Below are 16,097 nucleotides of genomic sequence, written 5' to 3'. Positions count from 1 at the left end.
TCTGTGCCGCCGGGCCAGCCCCGCGATCGCCGGGACGAGATCCTTCGGTCGCGCGTAAGCGTTTGGATGAGTTCAGGTTGAGGAGACGCGCTCCCTCAGGAAATCATCGTATGGATGCGAGGGCCGGTTCGGATGCGACGGTCTACGGATCTGCCTCAACGCGGCGAGTGCGCGGCCCCGGTCACCGCCTGGGCGTGGTTCAGCGCGGCGACCAGGCCGGTGCCGCCAAGGACGTTGCCGATCAGCGCGGGGAGCACATGGCCGCCCAGGCTCTCGCCCCACGACTGCTCGTCCAGCGCGGACAGGTAGAACGCCTCGACCGAACCCACGATCACGTGCGACAGGTGCGCCGCGCTGACCACCCAGGTGACGATCACGATCACCCACAGGTGCGCGGTCCGGGCGGCGGGGAGCATCCACACCATCAGCGCGATCAGCCAGCCGGCAAAGATGCCGCGCAGCAGCGTGAGGCCAAAGTCCGGCTCCATCGCCTTGCGCGCCAGTTCGGTCATGGCGTGCCGCATCTGGGCGTCGAACATCTCCGTGCGCGCGGCCACCCAGGCAAAGACCAGCGCGCCCACCAGGTTAGCCGCCAGCACGATCGCCCACACCCGCGCCACGTTGCCCAGCGTCCCGCCGTCGCGCCTGGAAAGCAGCGGCACAATGACCCGCAGCGTGTTCTCGGTAAACAGCTGCTGGCTGCCCAGGATCACGATCAGAAAGCCGACGCTGTAGCCCAGGCTGGCTACCAGCGGACGCCACGGCGTGTCGGGGAGCGCGTGGTGCAAAAGGCCCTGTGCCACCAGCGAAAAGCCCATCGCCAGCCCCGCGGCCAGCCCCGACCAGGCCAGCGCGCCGTTGGAGCGCTCCAGCTCGCGCTCGCCCTCCAGACGGATGACCTCGTGCGTGGTCTTGGCGTCGAGCGACTGCTCCTCTTCCGCGTTCTTCCGCTCGTCTTCGTCCAGGTCGGCCGCGTGTCCGGGGCGGTCGTCGCGGGTCTCGCTCAAGGTACACTCCATGCCGTCGGATCAGCGCCATCCACAAGCCGCCACGCCCGCGCAAGAGCAGGGCCGGTCAGGGAGCACCGGGCGGCGTCCGAACCAGCGCGCCCTTCATCCATCCACCTTCCCTCATGCCGCACCCGATCCCACCGGCGCTCATCCGGATCTTCGAGGATCCGTACGACGTGATCCTGTCGGATGGCATCCTCGCGACCGCCGATCCCGCCGTCATCCACCGTGCGCTCGCCGCCTTTTGCGCGGCGCACCTGGGGAGCGGGCTGGCGGAGGTGCCGTACGTCACCTTCAGCGTGGGCGCGGGTTTCGGAATCGTGCTGGAGGATGGACGGCGCGCGTTCCTCAAGGCATGGTCCGCGGCGAACAGCGGCGCGGCGCTGGATGCCATCCACACGGTGCAGCACGCGCTGGCCGAGCAGGGATTTCCCGCGCCCCGCGTGCTGGTGCGGCCCGCGCCGTTCATGGGCGGGCGCGCGTCCGTGATGGAGTGGATGGAGGACGGCGCGCAGGAAGACGCAAACCGCCCCGAGTTGCGGCGCACGATGGCGGCGGCGCTGGCCCGGCAGATCGCGCTGGCGCAGCCGTACGTGGATCTGCCGGGGCTGCCGCGCCACGGCTATCCCGACGGGCGGGAGTGGGGGCCCACGCACAACGCGCTCTTCGACTTCCGGACGACGGCCGCCGGCGCGGAGTGGATCGACGACATCGCGGTCGCGGCGGCGCGGGCGGCGCGCGAGGGCGAAGGGCGGCGGGTGCTGGGGCACCGCGACTGGCGCGTGCAGAACATGCGCTTCCAGGATGGCCGGGTGAGCGCCGTGTTCGATTGGGATTCGCTGACGGTGGCGCTGGAGCCGGAGATCGTGGGGATGGCGGCGGCCACCTTCCCCAAGACCGACGAGATCCCGCTGGAGCGCGTGCTCCCCAGCCCGGAATCCATGGCCGCCTTTATCGCCGACTACGAGGCGGCGACTGGGCGTGCGTTCACGCCGGGTGAGATGCGGACGGCGGGCGCGGCGGCCACGCACCTGCTGGCCTACACCGCGCGCTGCGAGCACTGCTACGGCCCGCGCACCGAGCCGGAAAGCGCCGCCGGCATCCTGCGCGCCTACACCACCGCGGACCCCGGGAACATCCTCGCCGGCTTAAGTTAGGTCGGGTGGAGGATCTGGGCGCTGGTTTCGCTCAAAAGACAATCCGTTCCGATGTGCTCTGACATACGCGCGCGGAAGGCCGGAATGAGGACGTGTCCGACCCTGCTCCTTTATCACTTCGCCAGCCTCGCAACACGGATACCGGCGCACTAAGGCTAGTATTCGATGATGGTGGCGTACGGGGTGCACTCCCCGCCATTGCACGTTCCGCAGATGGTACCGTTGGTACCCATATAACAGGCGTTCGAGGCGTTGCAGGTCCCGTTGCGACTCGCGTCACAGGTGGCACAGCCGGGGCAGGTGCAGACCGTATGGCAGCTGCACTGCTCTCCGAACACCGTACCCCGCTCCGTCTGCACGCGGGTCGTTTCGAACGTCTCCACCCGAAGGCTCTCCAGCCGCAGCTTGAGCTTGTGCATTGAAACCTGCCTGATCAGAACTTTTCATGGATGCGTGCGACTGTCCGCACAGGAAGGGACATTACCTATAAAGCTCGAAGTGTCGTAAATCAAGTTTCATCTCACGCCTCGTCTGGACGGCACGCCACCAACCCTCACGCAAGTACAGCACTCTCCTGGGTTCGCCGCGTGGCGGAGCGGGTGAATCCAATTGAAACCAGGCGCCCCCCTTTCACGGTCCATCGCCTGCAATTCGTGGAACTACTCCAATCGTTGAACCGCAAGAACTTATCGAATGTGGCGGCGCTTCAGGAGCGAATCAGGGGCAGAGCGGAGATGGGTGGCGGTACGAATATTCCGGTTTATTTCCCGCCCATCTCTTTCTCTTTCCTGAACCCCTCGAGGCACCATGATGAATCCAGGCACGTACGCCGGGCTGGATGCGGACGCGCGCGTCCACCGCAGGCGCCGCACACCACGCCGCGGCCGGATACGGTGCGTTGCCGCGCTGCTGGGGATGCTGGCGCTGGGCGCGTGCGACGCGGGCACCGGCCTGACCGGCGCGCCCAACGCCGCGTCGTTGACGCTGGCCGGCACCGCCACGCTGGCGTGGGTAAGCCCCACCGGCACCGTGGCCACCAACCCCGTCACCTTCCGGGCTGACGCCACCGCCGACATCGTCACCATCAAGTACTTCGCGGACGGCACGTACCTGCTGGGCAGCAGCACCGACCGGGCGAACCACTTTCCGGTGACGTACAAGTTTACGGGCGTGGGCGTGCGGCGCATCTACGTGCGCGGCTACAACTCCGCGGGCACGCAGGTGGCGGGCGCGTACAAGGACTTCACCATCCGCGACCTGGTCGCCAACGTGCCGTACTTCTTTCAGTACGCCAACACGTACGAGCCCGGCGCCACCTGCGCCAACACCACCATGGCGATGCTGCTGAAGTACTACGGGGCCAACTACACGCCCGACCAGATCTACACGGAGTTCCGCAAGCAGTCGCAGGACGAGTTCAAGTTCGACACGATCTTCAACCGGCTGGCCGCGCGCGCCGGACTCAAGCAGCGCATCCGCGTGCACATGGAAACGGGCAGCGTGGCGCAGATGGAGGCGGAGCTGAACAAGCAGCGCCCCGTCATCATCCACGGAAAGTTCACCAGCGCCGGCCACGTGATGCTGCTGATCGGCAACGACGGGACGAATTACACGATGAACGATCCGGCGGGCGTGTGGGGGCAGCAGCTGTGCAACGGGGCGGGATACGGCGGCTCCGGCGGCGCGGGGGTGCGATACGGCCGCGGCATCGTGGGCAAGGCGATCACCACGCCATGGCAGGGCAACTGCACCTACTTCAACCCCAACACCGTACGCTACCACGAGACGTACCTGGTGCCCTGATCGGCGTATTCGCGGAGATCGTACGTGATTTTCCGAGGCTGAGACTGAAGCGGTGTTGTTGAACCGCACATGCAATCAGTCATCCTGAGGAAGGCGCCGCGTCGTACCCTGCACGCACGAAACACTTTGGCGCCGACCGAAGGACCTTGCCAGCAGAACCAAGGGGTTGAATTCTGTGCGCGGATCTTGCCCCTTGCAAGCGGACAGAAGGTCCTTCGGTCGCGCGCAACCGGTTGAATGGATTCTGGTTACACGTGGTGCGCTCCCTCAGGCTCAGGATGACACCGGTTCGCTCCGTGCTCCAGGTTCAGGGGAAGGGCCAGCTCCCGCAGGGGAGCCGGCCCTTTCTGTTCCTCACGCGCGGGCGGTCGCCAGTACGGCTGACCGCCGGCCGGAATGACGACGCGGCAGTTCCCCGGGGCCGGGTGCGGGCGCGGACCGTCGGGGGGCTTGGAAGACCGTCCGTTGCGACGCCGCCGCGCCGGTCAGGCGGGCGGGCGGCGGCCGGAGACCTGGGGAACGTCGCGGGCCAGGTCCGCCAGGGTGACGTGGCCCAGCTCGGCCAGGAGCACGGCCTCGGCGTCGTGCAGGGCGCGCGTGAGGGCGGCGTTGACAGACGACTCCACGGGGCAGTCCGGATGATCGACGGACGGCCCCAGGGCGAACACGGCCGGCTCGCCCAGCGCGCGGTGTACATCCAGCAGCGTAAGCTCGCTCAGGTCGCGGGTAAGGCTCCAGCCGCCACCGTGCCCCTTTTCCGAGCGCACATATCCGTGATCACGCAGCCCCGCCATCGTCCGGCGCACCACGACGGGGTTGGTGTTCAGCATCAGCGCGATCACCTCGGACGTCTCGTTGCCGCCGCGCAGGCCCATGTGGATCAGCACGTGGCTCATCCGGGCAAGCCGGCTGTCGGATCTCACGTCGATGTTCCGGGAACGCAGGTGGACCGGATCTCGTAACCCCGAATGTTACTAGGACGGTTGACGCGGCCAATCAAGTAACTTACGATGTTGCGAGAATAAGGACCGCGACCAGGGAAACCGGCATGCACGACGTAAAGCACCGGACGGTAGAGGCGAACGGCATCCGCATGCACGTGGCGGAGCAGGGGGAAGGGCCCGCCGTGCTGCTGTGCCACGGGTTTCCCGAAACGTGGTACGCGTGGCGGCACCAACTCCCCGCGCTGGCGCAGGCGGGCTTTCGCGCCATCGCGCCGGACCTGCGCGGGTTCGGTGGATCGGACCGGCCGGCGGACGCGGGGCGGTACTCGCTCCTGCACCTGGTGGGTGACGCGGTGGGGCTGCTGGATGCGCTGCAGATCCCCTCCGCAATCATCATCGGCAACGACTGGGGCGCCACGCTGGCCTGGCAGGCGGCGCGGCTGCGCCCGGACCGGTTTCGCGGCGTGGTTGCGTCGTCCGTCCCCATGATGGGGCGCGCGCCGCTGCCGCCCGGCAAGCTGTTCCCCGCCACGGACGAAGCCCTGTTCTACACGCTGTACTTTCAGGAGCCCGGCGTGGCCGAGGCGGAGCTGGAGGCCGACGTGCGCCTTGCCCTGCGCAAGATCCTCTTTGCCGCTTCGGGAGACGCGGGGCCGCGCGTGGAGGGCGACGGCACGCCCAACCCCTTCGGCATGGTGTCGCGGCGCGACGGGCTGCTGGCTCCCCTTCCCGCGCCGGCCACGCTGCCCCCCTGGCTTTCCGAAGCCGACCTGGACGTGTACGCGGCGGCGTTCACGGAGAGCGGCTTTCGCGGCGGGCTCAACCTCTACCGCAGCCTGGACCGCAACTGGGAGGTGGATGCCGCCCTGCAGGGGATGAAGGTCACCGTGCCCGCGCTGTACCTGGTGGGCGAGCGGGACGTGGGGCTCACCATCCCGGGGATGCGGCAGATCATGGACGGCATGCCCGCGCTGGTCCCGGATCTCCGCGGCACCATCACCCTCCCGGAATGCGGCCACTGGATCCAGCAGGAGCAGCCCGCCGCGTACAACGCCGCCGTCCTCCCCTTTCTGCAGCGCCTGCGGGCCGAGGCCGCGTCCTGATCGTCCCACAGCCAGAGCAGCAAGCGCATGATCGTAGCGGCCGGCCGCTACGATCCGGATCGGAAGCGTCGGGTCCGCAAGTGGATCACGGTTCAGCGGATCAAAGAAGAGAGGGGCGGCGCCGGCGCGCCGCTCCTCTCTTCGTCATCCCCCACGATGCGTCCTTGCAGCCGCGCGCGAAGAGCCCCGCCGTGGCGGCGTATTCTCCGGCAGCCGTGGATGAGACGGGGCAACGCGTAAGGTCATCCCCGCGAGGGGCGGCCGCTTGCCGTTCGAATGGGAATTGAGAACTGCCCGTCCGACTGAATTTCTTGGCGGCGTTGACCGCCGGAGCTCGCCTGCGGGACCCCACGCCCGACCGGCCCAGCCTCCTCTGGACACCCGCTCCGCTACACGAGGCGCGGGAACGGGCGACCATTCCAACCTTCATCGGAGAACCCATCATGCGCATCCAGACCCTCGTCACCCTTGCCGCCGGCACCGTCTGCGCGATCGTCGTAGGCGTCGGCACGGCCGGAGTGGTGATTCGCGCCAACGCGAGCACCGTCGTCCACACCGCCGCGTTCGACTCCAACTGCCCCGCAAAGGACATCCGCGTCGTGAAGCGCCACGAGGGGCTGGGCGCGGGTTGGTACCATCTGAACGTCTGCGGCGCGACCACCCGCTACATGCGCACGGGGACGGCCTTTCACCGCCTTGGGCAGCACCCCGACTCGGTAACCCCTGCTGTCCCCGCGTCCGCGGATCCGCAAGCTTCGGAACAGGCTGTGCTTCCCCGCCTCTGACCCCGCGGGTCCGTTACCGCGGCCAGCGTATCCGCGGCACGATCTCGGGCTCGGGGATGGCGCGCGGTTCAGCGGAATCGCACGGCGCCGGCCCCCGGCACTACGGCCGTGCCGGCGCGGGCGGCGGGAAGTTGGGGCCGGCGGCGGCATCCGGGCCCGGCGCGCGCATCCCGACGTGCTGATGCAGCCATTGGAGCTGATCCACAAACGACTCCGTGTTCAGGCGGTGCCCCGCATCGTACCACTGCACCTCGGTGGTGCCCCGCGCGGCTGCGTGCAGCGCCGACGCATCGGACGGCATCACCGCATCGTCCTGCCGGCCGTTCTGAAACAGGATGGAGGCCGGCGGGGCGCGGTGGATGAAGCGGATGGGCTCGATGGGGCTCATCGCGGCCAGCCACCGCCCCCGTACGTCATCCGCCAGCGCGGAAAAGGCGCCGCTCGGCTCGTCAGGATTGCGGAAGTGCGAGACCAGCCCGCCATCGGCCACGATCAGGATGTACGTCTTTACGCGCCGTTCCACGCCGGCCAGCAGCGCGCCCATCGTCCCGCCGTGGCTACGGCCCACGAAGGCCAGGCGTGCATCATCCACGTCGGCCCGGGTGGCGAGCACGTCAAAGGCGCGCCGCAGATCCTGAACGTGCTGCACCTGCTCGGCGCTGTCCAGCGGCGTGAACGTGGGAATCTCGCCGCCGCGGCGGATGTACGGCGCATCCGGGGTGAGCACGACCGCGCCGTGCCTGGCCAGGTACACGGCCCGCGGCCCCTGCGTACGCGCGCCCGCGCCCGTGCCGTGCGCATACACGATCCCGGCGAACGGCGGCGGCCCCTGCGGCACGTACAGCCGCCCGGACACGCGCCCTCCGGCGGGAGACGCGTAGCTGATCTCAAAAACCTCCACCCCCTCCTCCGTCCCCAGGGGAGACGTCTGCACGTCCAGCGGGGAGTTGCGATCGTACTCGAACAGCTCGACGGGCAGCGGATCTTCGGTGCTCGGCAAGGTGGCTGGCGCAGGCGCGTGGCCGCATGCGGCGACGGTGGCAAGCAGCAGGGCAGATGCGATCGTGAGCGTGGAGCGCATTCGGCACAGACGGAAGATGTGCATCGGAACGGACGTGGAACCGGGATGGTGAAAGGCGTATCGCCGCGGATGGATTTCCGCTTCGCGATTCTACCCATCTCCCGCGCGCCAGGGTTCCCGCCAGCGCGCGATCCTGGTTGCGGATGAAGCCAAAGATCAGCCTCACACAGAGTTAACAGAGTCAACAGAGAAATCGGAAACTCTGTTGACTCTGTTAACTCTGTGTGAGGCCTTCTTTTACTGCGCCTGCATTCGCGAAGCGCCCTCCGAAGCGGCAGGAGCAAACTCCGTTAACTCCGTTGACTCCGTTGACTCCGTTGACTCCGTGTGAAGCTATCCCTTACCGCAGCCAGGGCATCCGCGGCACCGTGGCGGGCTCGCTGAAGACGCCGTCGCCCAGGAACGCCCAGGCGTTCATGTTGGCCAGTGCGCTGTAGAAGTAGAACGAGAAGCCGTTCACGCCGTGCTGCCGCCCGATGCGCACCTGCCGCGTAATCTCGTCACGCCCCAGTCCCGGAAGCACGCCTGCGTACACGTGCCGCCCGGTGGGGCGCATCCCCGCCACGTGGTCCGCGATCATGCAGTCCCAATCGGGGTTTGGCTCCTCGCCCGCGCGGAACGGCCGGTACGAGCAGCGCTCCCGCGCCACGCGGAAGTAGGTCATGGGCACGGCCACGTCCAGGTACCCGCCCTGCGCCCATCCCCACGTGTCCTGAAAGAACTGCGCGACGCCGCTGGATGAGTTCCAGCCAAAGCGCGTGCGGTCGTAGATGGGCCACACGGCGGCGGAGAGCGGCACCTTGCGCACGGCGTGGATGCTGTCGTGCGTCTCGCGCACCATGCGGCTTACCAGGTCGCGCCGGAACTGCGCCCAGTCGCGCGGGTTGGCTGCCGGGTCCTTGCCAAACTGGGCCAGCGACGCGCGGTCCCAGCCAAAGTCCGCACCCGGGTAACGAATGCGGTCCAGGTGAATGCCGTCCACCGGGTAGCGCCGCACGATGTCCGCCGCCACGCGCGCCAGCTGCGTGCGCACCCCCGCGTGCGCGGGCGACAGGTACACGTACTCGTCGCCGTTGGGGCACGCCATGGGGCGGCCGGAGCGCGTGTGCATGGCCCACTCGGGATGGTCGATCAGCACGTGGTTGGGCTGCCCGGCCTCGCTGCGGCGCAGGCCGGCGCAGGTGCTGGAGTTGTTGGATTCCCAGCCGGAAAGCCCGTTGATCCACGCGTGCAGCTGCAGACCGCGCGCGTGGGCCTCGCGCACCGCCACCTCCAGCGGGTCCCACGTGGGCGTGCCGCCCAGCCGGCCGCACAGCCGCGGCGAGCACGGATCCAGCCGCGAGGGGTAGCGCGCGTCCCACGGCCCGCGCACCTGAAAGTAGACGATGTTGAAGTTGGCGCGCTTGGCGTTCACCATCACCTGGCGGATGGTGGCCGCGCTGCCGTAGTCCCAGCGGTTCACCCACAGCGCGCGCCCCTCCTCCATCACCGCCGGGGCGGGCGGCGCCGCGAACGCCGGCGCGATCAGGTGCGGCGCCGCGGACCCGTCCGGCACGTCGTACGCGTTGCCAAGCGCCACGCCCAGCGCCATGCCGCCGAGCAGCAGCGCCGGCCCGGCGCCGAGAAGGATTCGCGAAGTTCTCTGGTTCATGCGCAAGAGCGTTCGGCCGCGCCGGGCAAGGGCGCGGTGGATGTTGATCCGGGTGTCCGCGAGCGGACGTGTGCACGGGGTTGTTGGCTGCTAACCGAATGGGCCCCACGAAGTTCCATTCCCAACATCGCTCCCCCTCCCCGCCCTGTCCAGCCCCTCCCGCACAGTCTCACGCTCCCGGGCGCGTCATCGTCCCCGACGCGTTGATTTCCTCAGAGAGCGCCACGCGCAACGTGAATCTTTCACGACCGCCTGCGCGCGACTGAGGGATCCTGTCTGCCGGACCCGGGAACTTGAACGGCACCCGGGGGCTGGGTCTGGCGCGACCCGACAAAGATCCTTCGGTCGCGCGCAGGCTTATGTGGTTATGGAAGTTACGGGTGTGCGCTCCCTCAGGATGACACCGGGCTTCCATCGGGAGTGGGTATCGGGAGCGGGTTAGGTTGGCGACACCCTCTCCAGAAGACGACACCTGTGGACGGTTCGGCGACGCCCATCACACCATCACACCATCACACCATCACACCATCACACCATCACACCATCACACCATCACACCATCACACCATCACACCCACGGCTCGCGCAAGGAAACAGACACCGGCGGTCGCACCTGACTGTGGTGCAACGATTGTTCAACGTGGCGTGCCCCTTGCGACCGCCCTTCCCCTCTCGCGGACGGGAACAGGGCAACGGGAAGGGGAACGATGAAGCTGAGATTGAAGCCGCTGGACGAGCAGGTGATCGTCATCACGGGGGCCGACAGCGGGATCGGGCTGGCCACGGCGCGGCTGGCGGCGGAGCGCGGCGCACGGGTGGTGCTCAACTCGCGCAACGCCCAGGCGCTGGCGCAGATCGCGGACGAGCTGCAGGCGGAGGGGGCCGAGGTCACCTGGCACGCGGGCGACGTGGGCGACGAGGCGGCCATGCGCGCCCTGGCCGAGGTGGCCGTGACCGCGTTCGGCGGCATCGACACCTGGGTGAACAACGCGGGCGTCAGCATCTACGGCGAGATCGAGCAGACGCCGGTGAACGATGTGCGCAGGCTGTTCGAGACCAACTACTTTGGCGTGGTGAACGGCTCGCTGGCCGCGCTTCCGTGGCTGCGCGCCAAGGGCGGCGCGCTCATCAACGTGGGCAGCGTGCTTTCCGGCGTGGCCATCCCGCTGCAGGGGCACTACAGCGCCACCAAGCACGCGGTAAAGGGATTCACCGACGCGCTGCGGCAGGAGATGGCGCACCACCAGGCGCCCGTGGCCATCACCCTCATCCGCCCCGCGGCCATCGACACGCCGTACACCGAGCACGCGCACAACCACATGGAGGACGCGGAGCCCACCGTGCCGCCGCCGGTCTACGCGCCGCGCGTGGTGGCCCGCGCCATCCTGGACTGCGCCGTCCGTCCCCAGCGCGAGGTGCTGGTGGGCGGCGCGGCCAAGCAGATGGAGATGTTCCGCAACGCCAGTGACCGGCTGTTCGACGGGTACGCCGCGTCGGCCGTGTGGGACCAGCAGCAGGCGCCGCGCGGCACCAAGCGCCGCAACGACGCCCTGCACGCGCCCTCCGTGAGCGGCCGTGAGCGCGGCGACTACGAGGGGCACGTGATGCGCACCAGCGCGTACACGCACACCGCGCAGCATCCGCTGCAGTCGCTGCTCACCATCGGCCTGGTCGCCGCGGGCGGATACCTGCTTTCCCGCAGCGGCCTGCTGGGGCGGCTGGACGGCGAGCTGCGCGCCCGCTTCCTGGGCGGCGGGGGCGACGAGGAAGCGGATTCTACCCTGGCGCGCGCGGACCGCGACATGGCGCACGTGCTGCGGCACCTGGAAGAGCTGGGGCCGGAGCCGATCGAGACGCTTACGCCCGAGCGCGCGCGGATGCAGCCCACGCCCGCCGACGCGGTCAAGGCGATGCTGCGCAAGCACGGCAAGACGCCCGCGCCGCTCCCCGTGGCGGCCGTCATCGACCGGACGATTCCGGGCCCGGGCGGAGACATCCCGGTGCGCGTCTACCAGCCGCACGGCGAGGGGCCGTTCCCCGTGGTCGTCTACACGCACGGCGGCGGATGGGTGATCGCCACCAACGACACCTACGACGCTTCCGCGCGCGGGCTGTGCGACGCGGTGGGCGCCATCGTGGTTTCCGTGGAGTACCGCAAGGCGCCGGAGCACCGCTTTCCCGCCGCGCACCAGGACGCCCTGGCCGCGTACGACTGGGTGCTGCGCAACGCCGCCGAGCTGGGTGGCGACCCGGACCGCGTGGCGGTGGCGGGCGAGAGCGCGGGTGGCAACCTGGCCGTCTCCATCGCCATCCTGGCGCGCGACAACGGGCTGCCGCTTCCCGCGCACGTGCTGGCCGTGTACCCCATCGCCGACGGGCGTACCGACTCGCCGTCGTACGTGGAGAACGCGGACGCCAAGCCGCTCAACCGGCCGATGATGCAGTGGTTCTTCAACCACTACCTGCGCTCGCCGGCCGACGCGGAGCATCCGCTCATCTCGCTGGTGCGCGCCGACCTGCAGGGCCTGCCGCCCACCACCATCATCACCGCCGAGATCGACCCGCTGCGGTCCGACGGCGAGCGGCTGGCGCAGGCGCTGCGGGCCGCCGGCGTGCAGGTGGACTACCACACGCACGACGGCGTGACGCACGAGTTCTTCGGGATGGCGATGGTGGTGAAGGATGCCGCCAAGGCCCTCACGCAGGCCGCCGCCGGCCTCAAGCGCGGCCTGGCCGCTCCGTCGCTGGCGGGCCGGAGCTGACGATGGATGGAGCGCCCGCGGCCTGTGGCTCGCGGGCCTCGGCTCGCGGGCGCTCCGTTTGCGGTGACGATTGCAGCGCGAGAGGGTTTGTTACACCTCCCCCGCGCTCAGTCATCCTGAGGGAGGCGCCGCATCGTAGGTTGCCTGTACGAAGGGCTTTGGCGCCGACCGAAGGACCTTGCCAGCAGCACCGAGGGGCTGGATTTCCGGCGTGCAAGCATGCCCTGCGGAGTCGGAGAGAAGGTCCTTCGGTCGCGCGCATGTCATGATGTGACTACTGGTTGCACGTGGTGCGCTCCCTCAGGATGACTGGCTTTTGATTCGATGGGGGGAGATTTCGACGGTCGGATCCGGTGGCGGACGCACAGGTGCATGATCGGAAGATGAATCACCAACGACGGGCGGTGAGATGAGCGACGAGCAGACAAAGTACCGCGAAGCGGCGGAGCAGACGGCGCAGGAGCAGCGGAAGATCCAGCAGCGGATCGATCGGAAGGACCGCGCGCAGAAGGCGAAGGACGGCGGCGGCGAGGGCGGGGATGCCGCGCAGGCCGGCGCACGCGATCAGCCGGAAGGCCCGATGCCCGACCAGCACCTGCGCAAGCCGGGGATCGAGGCGGAGATGGAGCTCAAGCCCCGCTTCCAGGCGCCGGACTACAAGGGCTCCGAAAAGCTGCAGGACCGCGTGGCCATCGTCACCGGCGGCGATTCGGGGATCGGGCGCGCGGTGTCGGTGCTCTTTGCCCGCGAAGGCGCCGACGTGGCCATCGTCTACCTGAACGAGCACCAGGACGCCGAGGCGACGAGGGCCGCGGTGGAGAAGGAGGGCCGGCGCTGTATCCTGATCCCTGGCGACGTTCGCGATCCGCGCTTTTGCGAGCACGCGGTGCAGCGCACGGTCAAGGAGCTGGGCGGGCTTAACGTGCTGGTGAACAACGCCGCGTTCCAGGAGCACGTGCAGGGGCTGGAGGACCTGACCGACGAGCACCTGGACATGACCATGCGCACCAACGTCTACGGCTACGTGCAGATGGCGCGCGCCGCGCTGCCGCACCTGTCGGCGGGCGACGCCATCGTGTGCTGCGGCTCGGAGACGGGGCTGTTCGGCAACAAGAACCTGCTGGACTACTCGGCCACCAAGGGCGCCATCCACGCGTTCGCCATGTCGCTGGCGCAGAACGTGGCGGACCGCGGCATCCGGGTGAACGTCGTGGCGCCGGGGCCGGTGTGGACGCCGCTCAACCCCGCCGACCAGGCGCCGGACCAGATCACCGAGTTCGGCCAGGACACGGACATGAAGCGGCCGGCGCAGCCGGAGGAGATCGCACCCGCGTTCGTCTTTCTGGCCTCGCCCGTGTGCAGCAGCTACATCACCGGCGCCGTGCTCCCCGTGATGGGCGGGCCGACGGGGTGAGCGGGTGAACGGGTGAACGGGTGAGCGGGTGATACAGAGAACACCGCTGACTTCCTGAGGGAGCGCCACGGGAAATCCTGCCGCTCGCACCGAAGACGGCGCGCGACCGAAGGATCTCGCCGGGAAAACCGCGGGGCTGGATTCCACTCCGAATCCAGCCCCGCGCTTGCCGTAAAAACCCGGCGGCCGGTGTCATTCTGAGGAAGGCGCGCGCCCGGATCTGTCCGGGTTGCACAAACGCCTGTGCGCCGACCGAAGAATCTGCATGCTGGGCCCACGGTCCGTTCGGCTACGTCACCGTCGGCACGAAGGGGCTTGAACGGCTCCCGAAGGCTGAGCCTCGCGCAACCCGACAAAGATCCTTCGGTCGCGCGCAAGTTTATGTGGTAACTAAAGTTACGCGCGTGCGCTCCCTCAGGATGACAGTGGGCGTCAGAGTTCATGAGGCTTGGTAATGCCGCCAAGGGACTCGAACGGCTCCCGAGGGCTGGGCTGGGCGCGACCCGACAAAGATCCTTCGGTCGCGCGCAATCTTATGTGGTGAAGTAAGTTATACGCGTGCGCTCCCTCAGGATGACAGTGGGCGTCAGAGTTCATGAGGCTTGGTAATGCCGCCAAGGAACTCGAACGGCTCCCGAGGGCTGGGCCTCGCGCAACCCGACAAAGATCCTTCGGTCGCGCGCAATCTTATGTGGTGAAGTAAGTTATGCGCGTGCGCTCCCTCAGGATGACAGTGTGCGTCAGAGTTCGTGAGGCTTGGTAATGCCGCGAAGGGACTTGAACGGCTCCCGAGGGCTGGGCCTCGCGCAACCCGACAAAGATCCTTCGGTCGCGCTCAAGCTTTGGTGATGAAAGTTACGCGCGTGCGCTCCCTCAGGATGACAGTGTGCGTCAGAGTCGTGAGGCTTGGTAATGCCGCCAAGAGACTCGACGGCTCCCGAGGGCTGGGCTGGGCTGGGCCTCGCGCGACCCGACAAAGATCCTTCGGTCGCGCGCAAGCTTATGTGGTGACGAAAATTACGCGCGTGCGCTCCCTCAGGATGACAGGGTGCCTCCATCGGTGTCACTGAGGCTTGGCAACGCCCCTCGGACGCTGCCCGCGATCTTCATCGCGCCATCGCGATACCCCACGGCCGCGTTCCGACGCGGATTGTGCCGACGACGCGCAGGGTGCGGGTATCGATGACGGAAAGGTCGTTCGACAGGCCGTTCGCGGTGTAGAGCCAGCGTCCGTCCGCGCTAAGCGCCACGCCCCACGGCCGCCGCCCCACCGGGATGCGCCCCACCACGCGGTTTGACCGCGCGTCGATGACGGACACCGCGCTCGCCTGCCCGTTCGCCACAAAGACGCGGCCGCCGTCGGACGAGATGGCGACGCCCATCGGCTTCCCTTCGCCACGCTCCATCTCGACGGTCTCGATCACCTCGTGCCGCGCCACGTCGATCACGGACAGGCTTCCGCTGATCTCGTTGGTCACGTAGGCGCGCCGTCCGTCGCGCGAAAAGGCGACGGCGCGCGGGCGAAGGTCCACCAGGAACGACGCGGCCACGCGGTTGGTGCGCGTGTCGATCACCGAAACCGTGTTGCTGGTTTCGGCCGTCACGTACACCCAGCGGCCGTCGGGGCTGATGGCCACGCCCTCCGGCTCGATCCCCACCACCAGCGTGGCCAGCACGCGGCCGGTGCGCAGGTCCGTGGCGCTGGCCGTCCCCGCGTCCTCGTTGGACGCGTACAGCCGCGCCCCGTCCGGCGTCACCCCAAACTGCTCGGGATCCGTCCCCACGGGATAACGCGCCACCACCCGCCGCGTCGCCACGTCGATCACCGCGATCGCGTCACCACCGCCCTGCACGTTGGGCCGGTCGTCGCTCAGCGCCACGTACACGCGCCGTCCGTCCGGCGACACCTGAATCCCCCGCGGCCGCTCGCCCACCGGGATCGTCGCCACCACGCGCCGCGCCGCCGCATCCACCACCGACACGTTGCGCGACCCCTCGTTGCTCACGAACAGCAGCTGCGCCGCGGCAATTTGAGGGATGATGAGGAGCGTGAGCGCGGCGCTCAAGTGGAGGCTGAGACAGGGCATGTGTGGTCGTGGAAGACGATGATGTGGTTCGATGCGTGGATCCGGCGCCGGTGCGCACCGCGGGCGCCCCCTCCGCTCGCTCAGGCTCGCACCTCCCCCCAAAAAACCCTGGGGGAGGTTGGGGTTGCCGATAGATCGAAGAGCAACGACAGGCTTCTCGCTGCGCCGGCGGGGTGCCCTCACCCGCTCGCTTAGGCTCGCACCCTCTCCCGCAAGCGGGAGAGGGTATAAACTTCGCTCCCGCCACGACGAGCTTTCGTGCCGTTCTCCCTCCCCCACGCAGTTTGTGGGGGAGGGCCG

The 16,097-nt window shown here is 68.5% G+C and carries 11 protein-coding genes; 6 read left to right on the top strand and 5 right to left on the bottom strand.

From position 1 onward, the window contains the following. Positions 1-155 precede the first annotated feature (155 nt). Complete coding sequence (locus tag ACOJUJ_RS11825; RefSeq protein ID WP_420127081.1) at positions 156-1,007, bottom strand: formate/nitrite transporter family protein; 852 nt, start codon at positions 1,005-1,007, stop codon at positions 156-158. Between the two features lie 125 nt (positions 1,008-1,132). On the opposite strand from ACOJUJ_RS11825, the gene ACOJUJ_RS11820 reads away from it, so the two are divergent. Then, the gene (locus tag ACOJUJ_RS11820) at positions 1,133-2,167 is read left to right on the top strand and encodes a phosphotransferase (protein ID WP_420127080.1); all 1,035 of its coding nucleotides are present in this window, start codon (positions 1,133-1,135) and stop codon (positions 2,165-2,167) included. An 810-nt stretch (positions 2,168-2,977) separates the two neighbouring features. Continuing rightward, positions 2,978-3,970 carry a C39 family peptidase gene (locus ACOJUJ_RS11815; protein WP_420127079.1) on the top strand — a complete coding sequence of 331 codons (993 nt, stop codon included), beginning with the start codon at positions 2,978-2,980 and terminating at the stop codon, positions 3,968-3,970. Between the two features lie 485 nt (positions 3,971-4,455). Here ACOJUJ_RS11815 and ACOJUJ_RS11810 read toward each other — a convergent pair whose 3' ends face one another. Further along, on the bottom strand, positions 4,456-4,893 hold the full coding sequence (locus ACOJUJ_RS11810; protein WP_420127078.1) for an Rrf2 family transcriptional regulator: 438 nt from the start codon (positions 4,891-4,893) through the stop codon (positions 4,456-4,458). 125 nt (positions 4,894-5,018) lie between these two features. Between ACOJUJ_RS11810 and ACOJUJ_RS11805 the strand changes: the two genes are divergently transcribed. Next, on the top strand, positions 5,019-6,017 hold the full coding sequence (locus ACOJUJ_RS11805; protein WP_420127077.1) for an alpha/beta fold hydrolase: 999 nt from the start codon (positions 5,019-5,021) through the stop codon (positions 6,015-6,017). 443 nt (positions 6,018-6,460) lie between these two features. Further along, positions 6,461-6,802: a hypothetical protein gene (locus ACOJUJ_RS11800; RefSeq protein ID WP_420127076.1), complete on the top strand. Its 342-nt coding sequence runs from the start codon at positions 6,461-6,463 to the stop codon at positions 6,800-6,802. A 100-nt stretch (positions 6,803-6,902) separates the two neighbouring features. On the opposite strand, the gene ACOJUJ_RS11795 is transcribed toward ACOJUJ_RS11800, so the two are convergent. Both ACOJUJ_RS11795 and ACOJUJ_RS11790 read right to left on the bottom strand, forming a co-directional pair. Beyond that, positions 6,903-7,802 (bottom strand): alpha/beta hydrolase, encoded by a 900-nt coding sequence (locus ACOJUJ_RS11795; protein WP_420127075.1) that lies wholly within the window; start codon positions 7,800-7,802, stop codon positions 6,903-6,905. 421 nt (positions 7,803-8,223) lie between these two features. Continuing rightward, on the bottom strand, positions 8,224-9,534 hold the full coding sequence (locus tag ACOJUJ_RS11790; RefSeq protein ID WP_420127074.1) for a glycoside hydrolase family 10 protein: 1,311 nt from the start codon (positions 9,532-9,534) through the stop codon (positions 8,224-8,226). 707 nt (positions 9,535-10,241) lie between these two features. Between ACOJUJ_RS11790 and ACOJUJ_RS11785 the strand changes: the two genes are divergently transcribed. Further along, a complete protein-coding gene (locus tag ACOJUJ_RS11785) occupies positions 10,242-12,296 on the top strand; it encodes an SDR family oxidoreductase (protein WP_420127073.1) in 2,055 nt (684 codons plus the stop codon). Positions 12,297-12,705: 409 nt separating this feature from the next. Then, on the top strand, positions 12,706-13,710 hold the full coding sequence (locus tag ACOJUJ_RS11780) for an SDR family oxidoreductase (RefSeq protein ID WP_420127072.1): 1,005 nt from the start codon (positions 12,706-12,708) through the stop codon (positions 13,708-13,710). Between the two features lie 1,106 nt (positions 13,711-14,816). Here ACOJUJ_RS11780 and ACOJUJ_RS11775 read toward each other — a convergent pair. Further along, positions 14,817-15,776 carry a PQQ-dependent catabolism-associated beta-propeller protein gene (locus tag ACOJUJ_RS11775; protein ID WP_420127071.1) on the bottom strand — a complete coding sequence of 320 codons (960 nt, stop codon included), beginning with the start codon at positions 15,774-15,776 and terminating at the stop codon, positions 14,817-14,819. Positions 15,777-16,097: the final 321 nt, after the last annotated feature.

Origin of the sequence: Longimicrobium sp. (assembly GCF_048594345.1) — a bacterium.
In the GTDB taxonomy this organism is placed as follows: domain Bacteria; phylum Gemmatimonadota; class Gemmatimonadetes; order Longimicrobiales; family Longimicrobiaceae; genus Longimicrobium.
Note: the sequence above shows the minus strand (reverse complement) of the source record. Positions and strands in the feature narration are given on the sequence as shown.

Bases quoted from the DNA above. Each gene is read 5' to 3' on its own strand.
- ACOJUJ_RS11820 (WP_420127080.1), top strand. From the start codon at position 1,133: ATGCCGCACCCGATCCCACCGGCGCTCATCCGGATCTTCGAGGATCCG.
- ACOJUJ_RS11815 (WP_420127079.1), top strand. From the start codon at position 2,978: ATGAATCCAGGCACGTACGCCGGGCTGGATGCGGACGCGCGCGTCCAC.
- ACOJUJ_RS11805 (WP_420127077.1), top strand. From the start codon at position 5,019: ATGCACGACGTAAAGCACCGGACGGTAGAGGCGAACGGCATCCGCATG.
- ACOJUJ_RS11800 (WP_420127076.1), top strand. From the start codon at position 6,461: ATGCGCATCCAGACCCTCGTCACCCTTGCCGCCGGCACCGTCTGCGCG.
- ACOJUJ_RS11790 (WP_420127074.1), bottom strand. From the start codon at position 9,534: ATGAACCAGAGAACTTCGCGAATCCTTCTCGGCGCCGGGCCGGCGCTG.
- ACOJUJ_RS11785 (WP_420127073.1), top strand. From the start codon at position 10,242: ATGAAGCTGAGATTGAAGCCGCTGGACGAGCAGGTGATCGTCATCACG.
- ACOJUJ_RS11780 (WP_420127072.1), top strand. From the start codon at position 12,706: ATGAGCGACGAGCAGACAAAGTACCGCGAAGCGGCGGAGCAGACGGCG.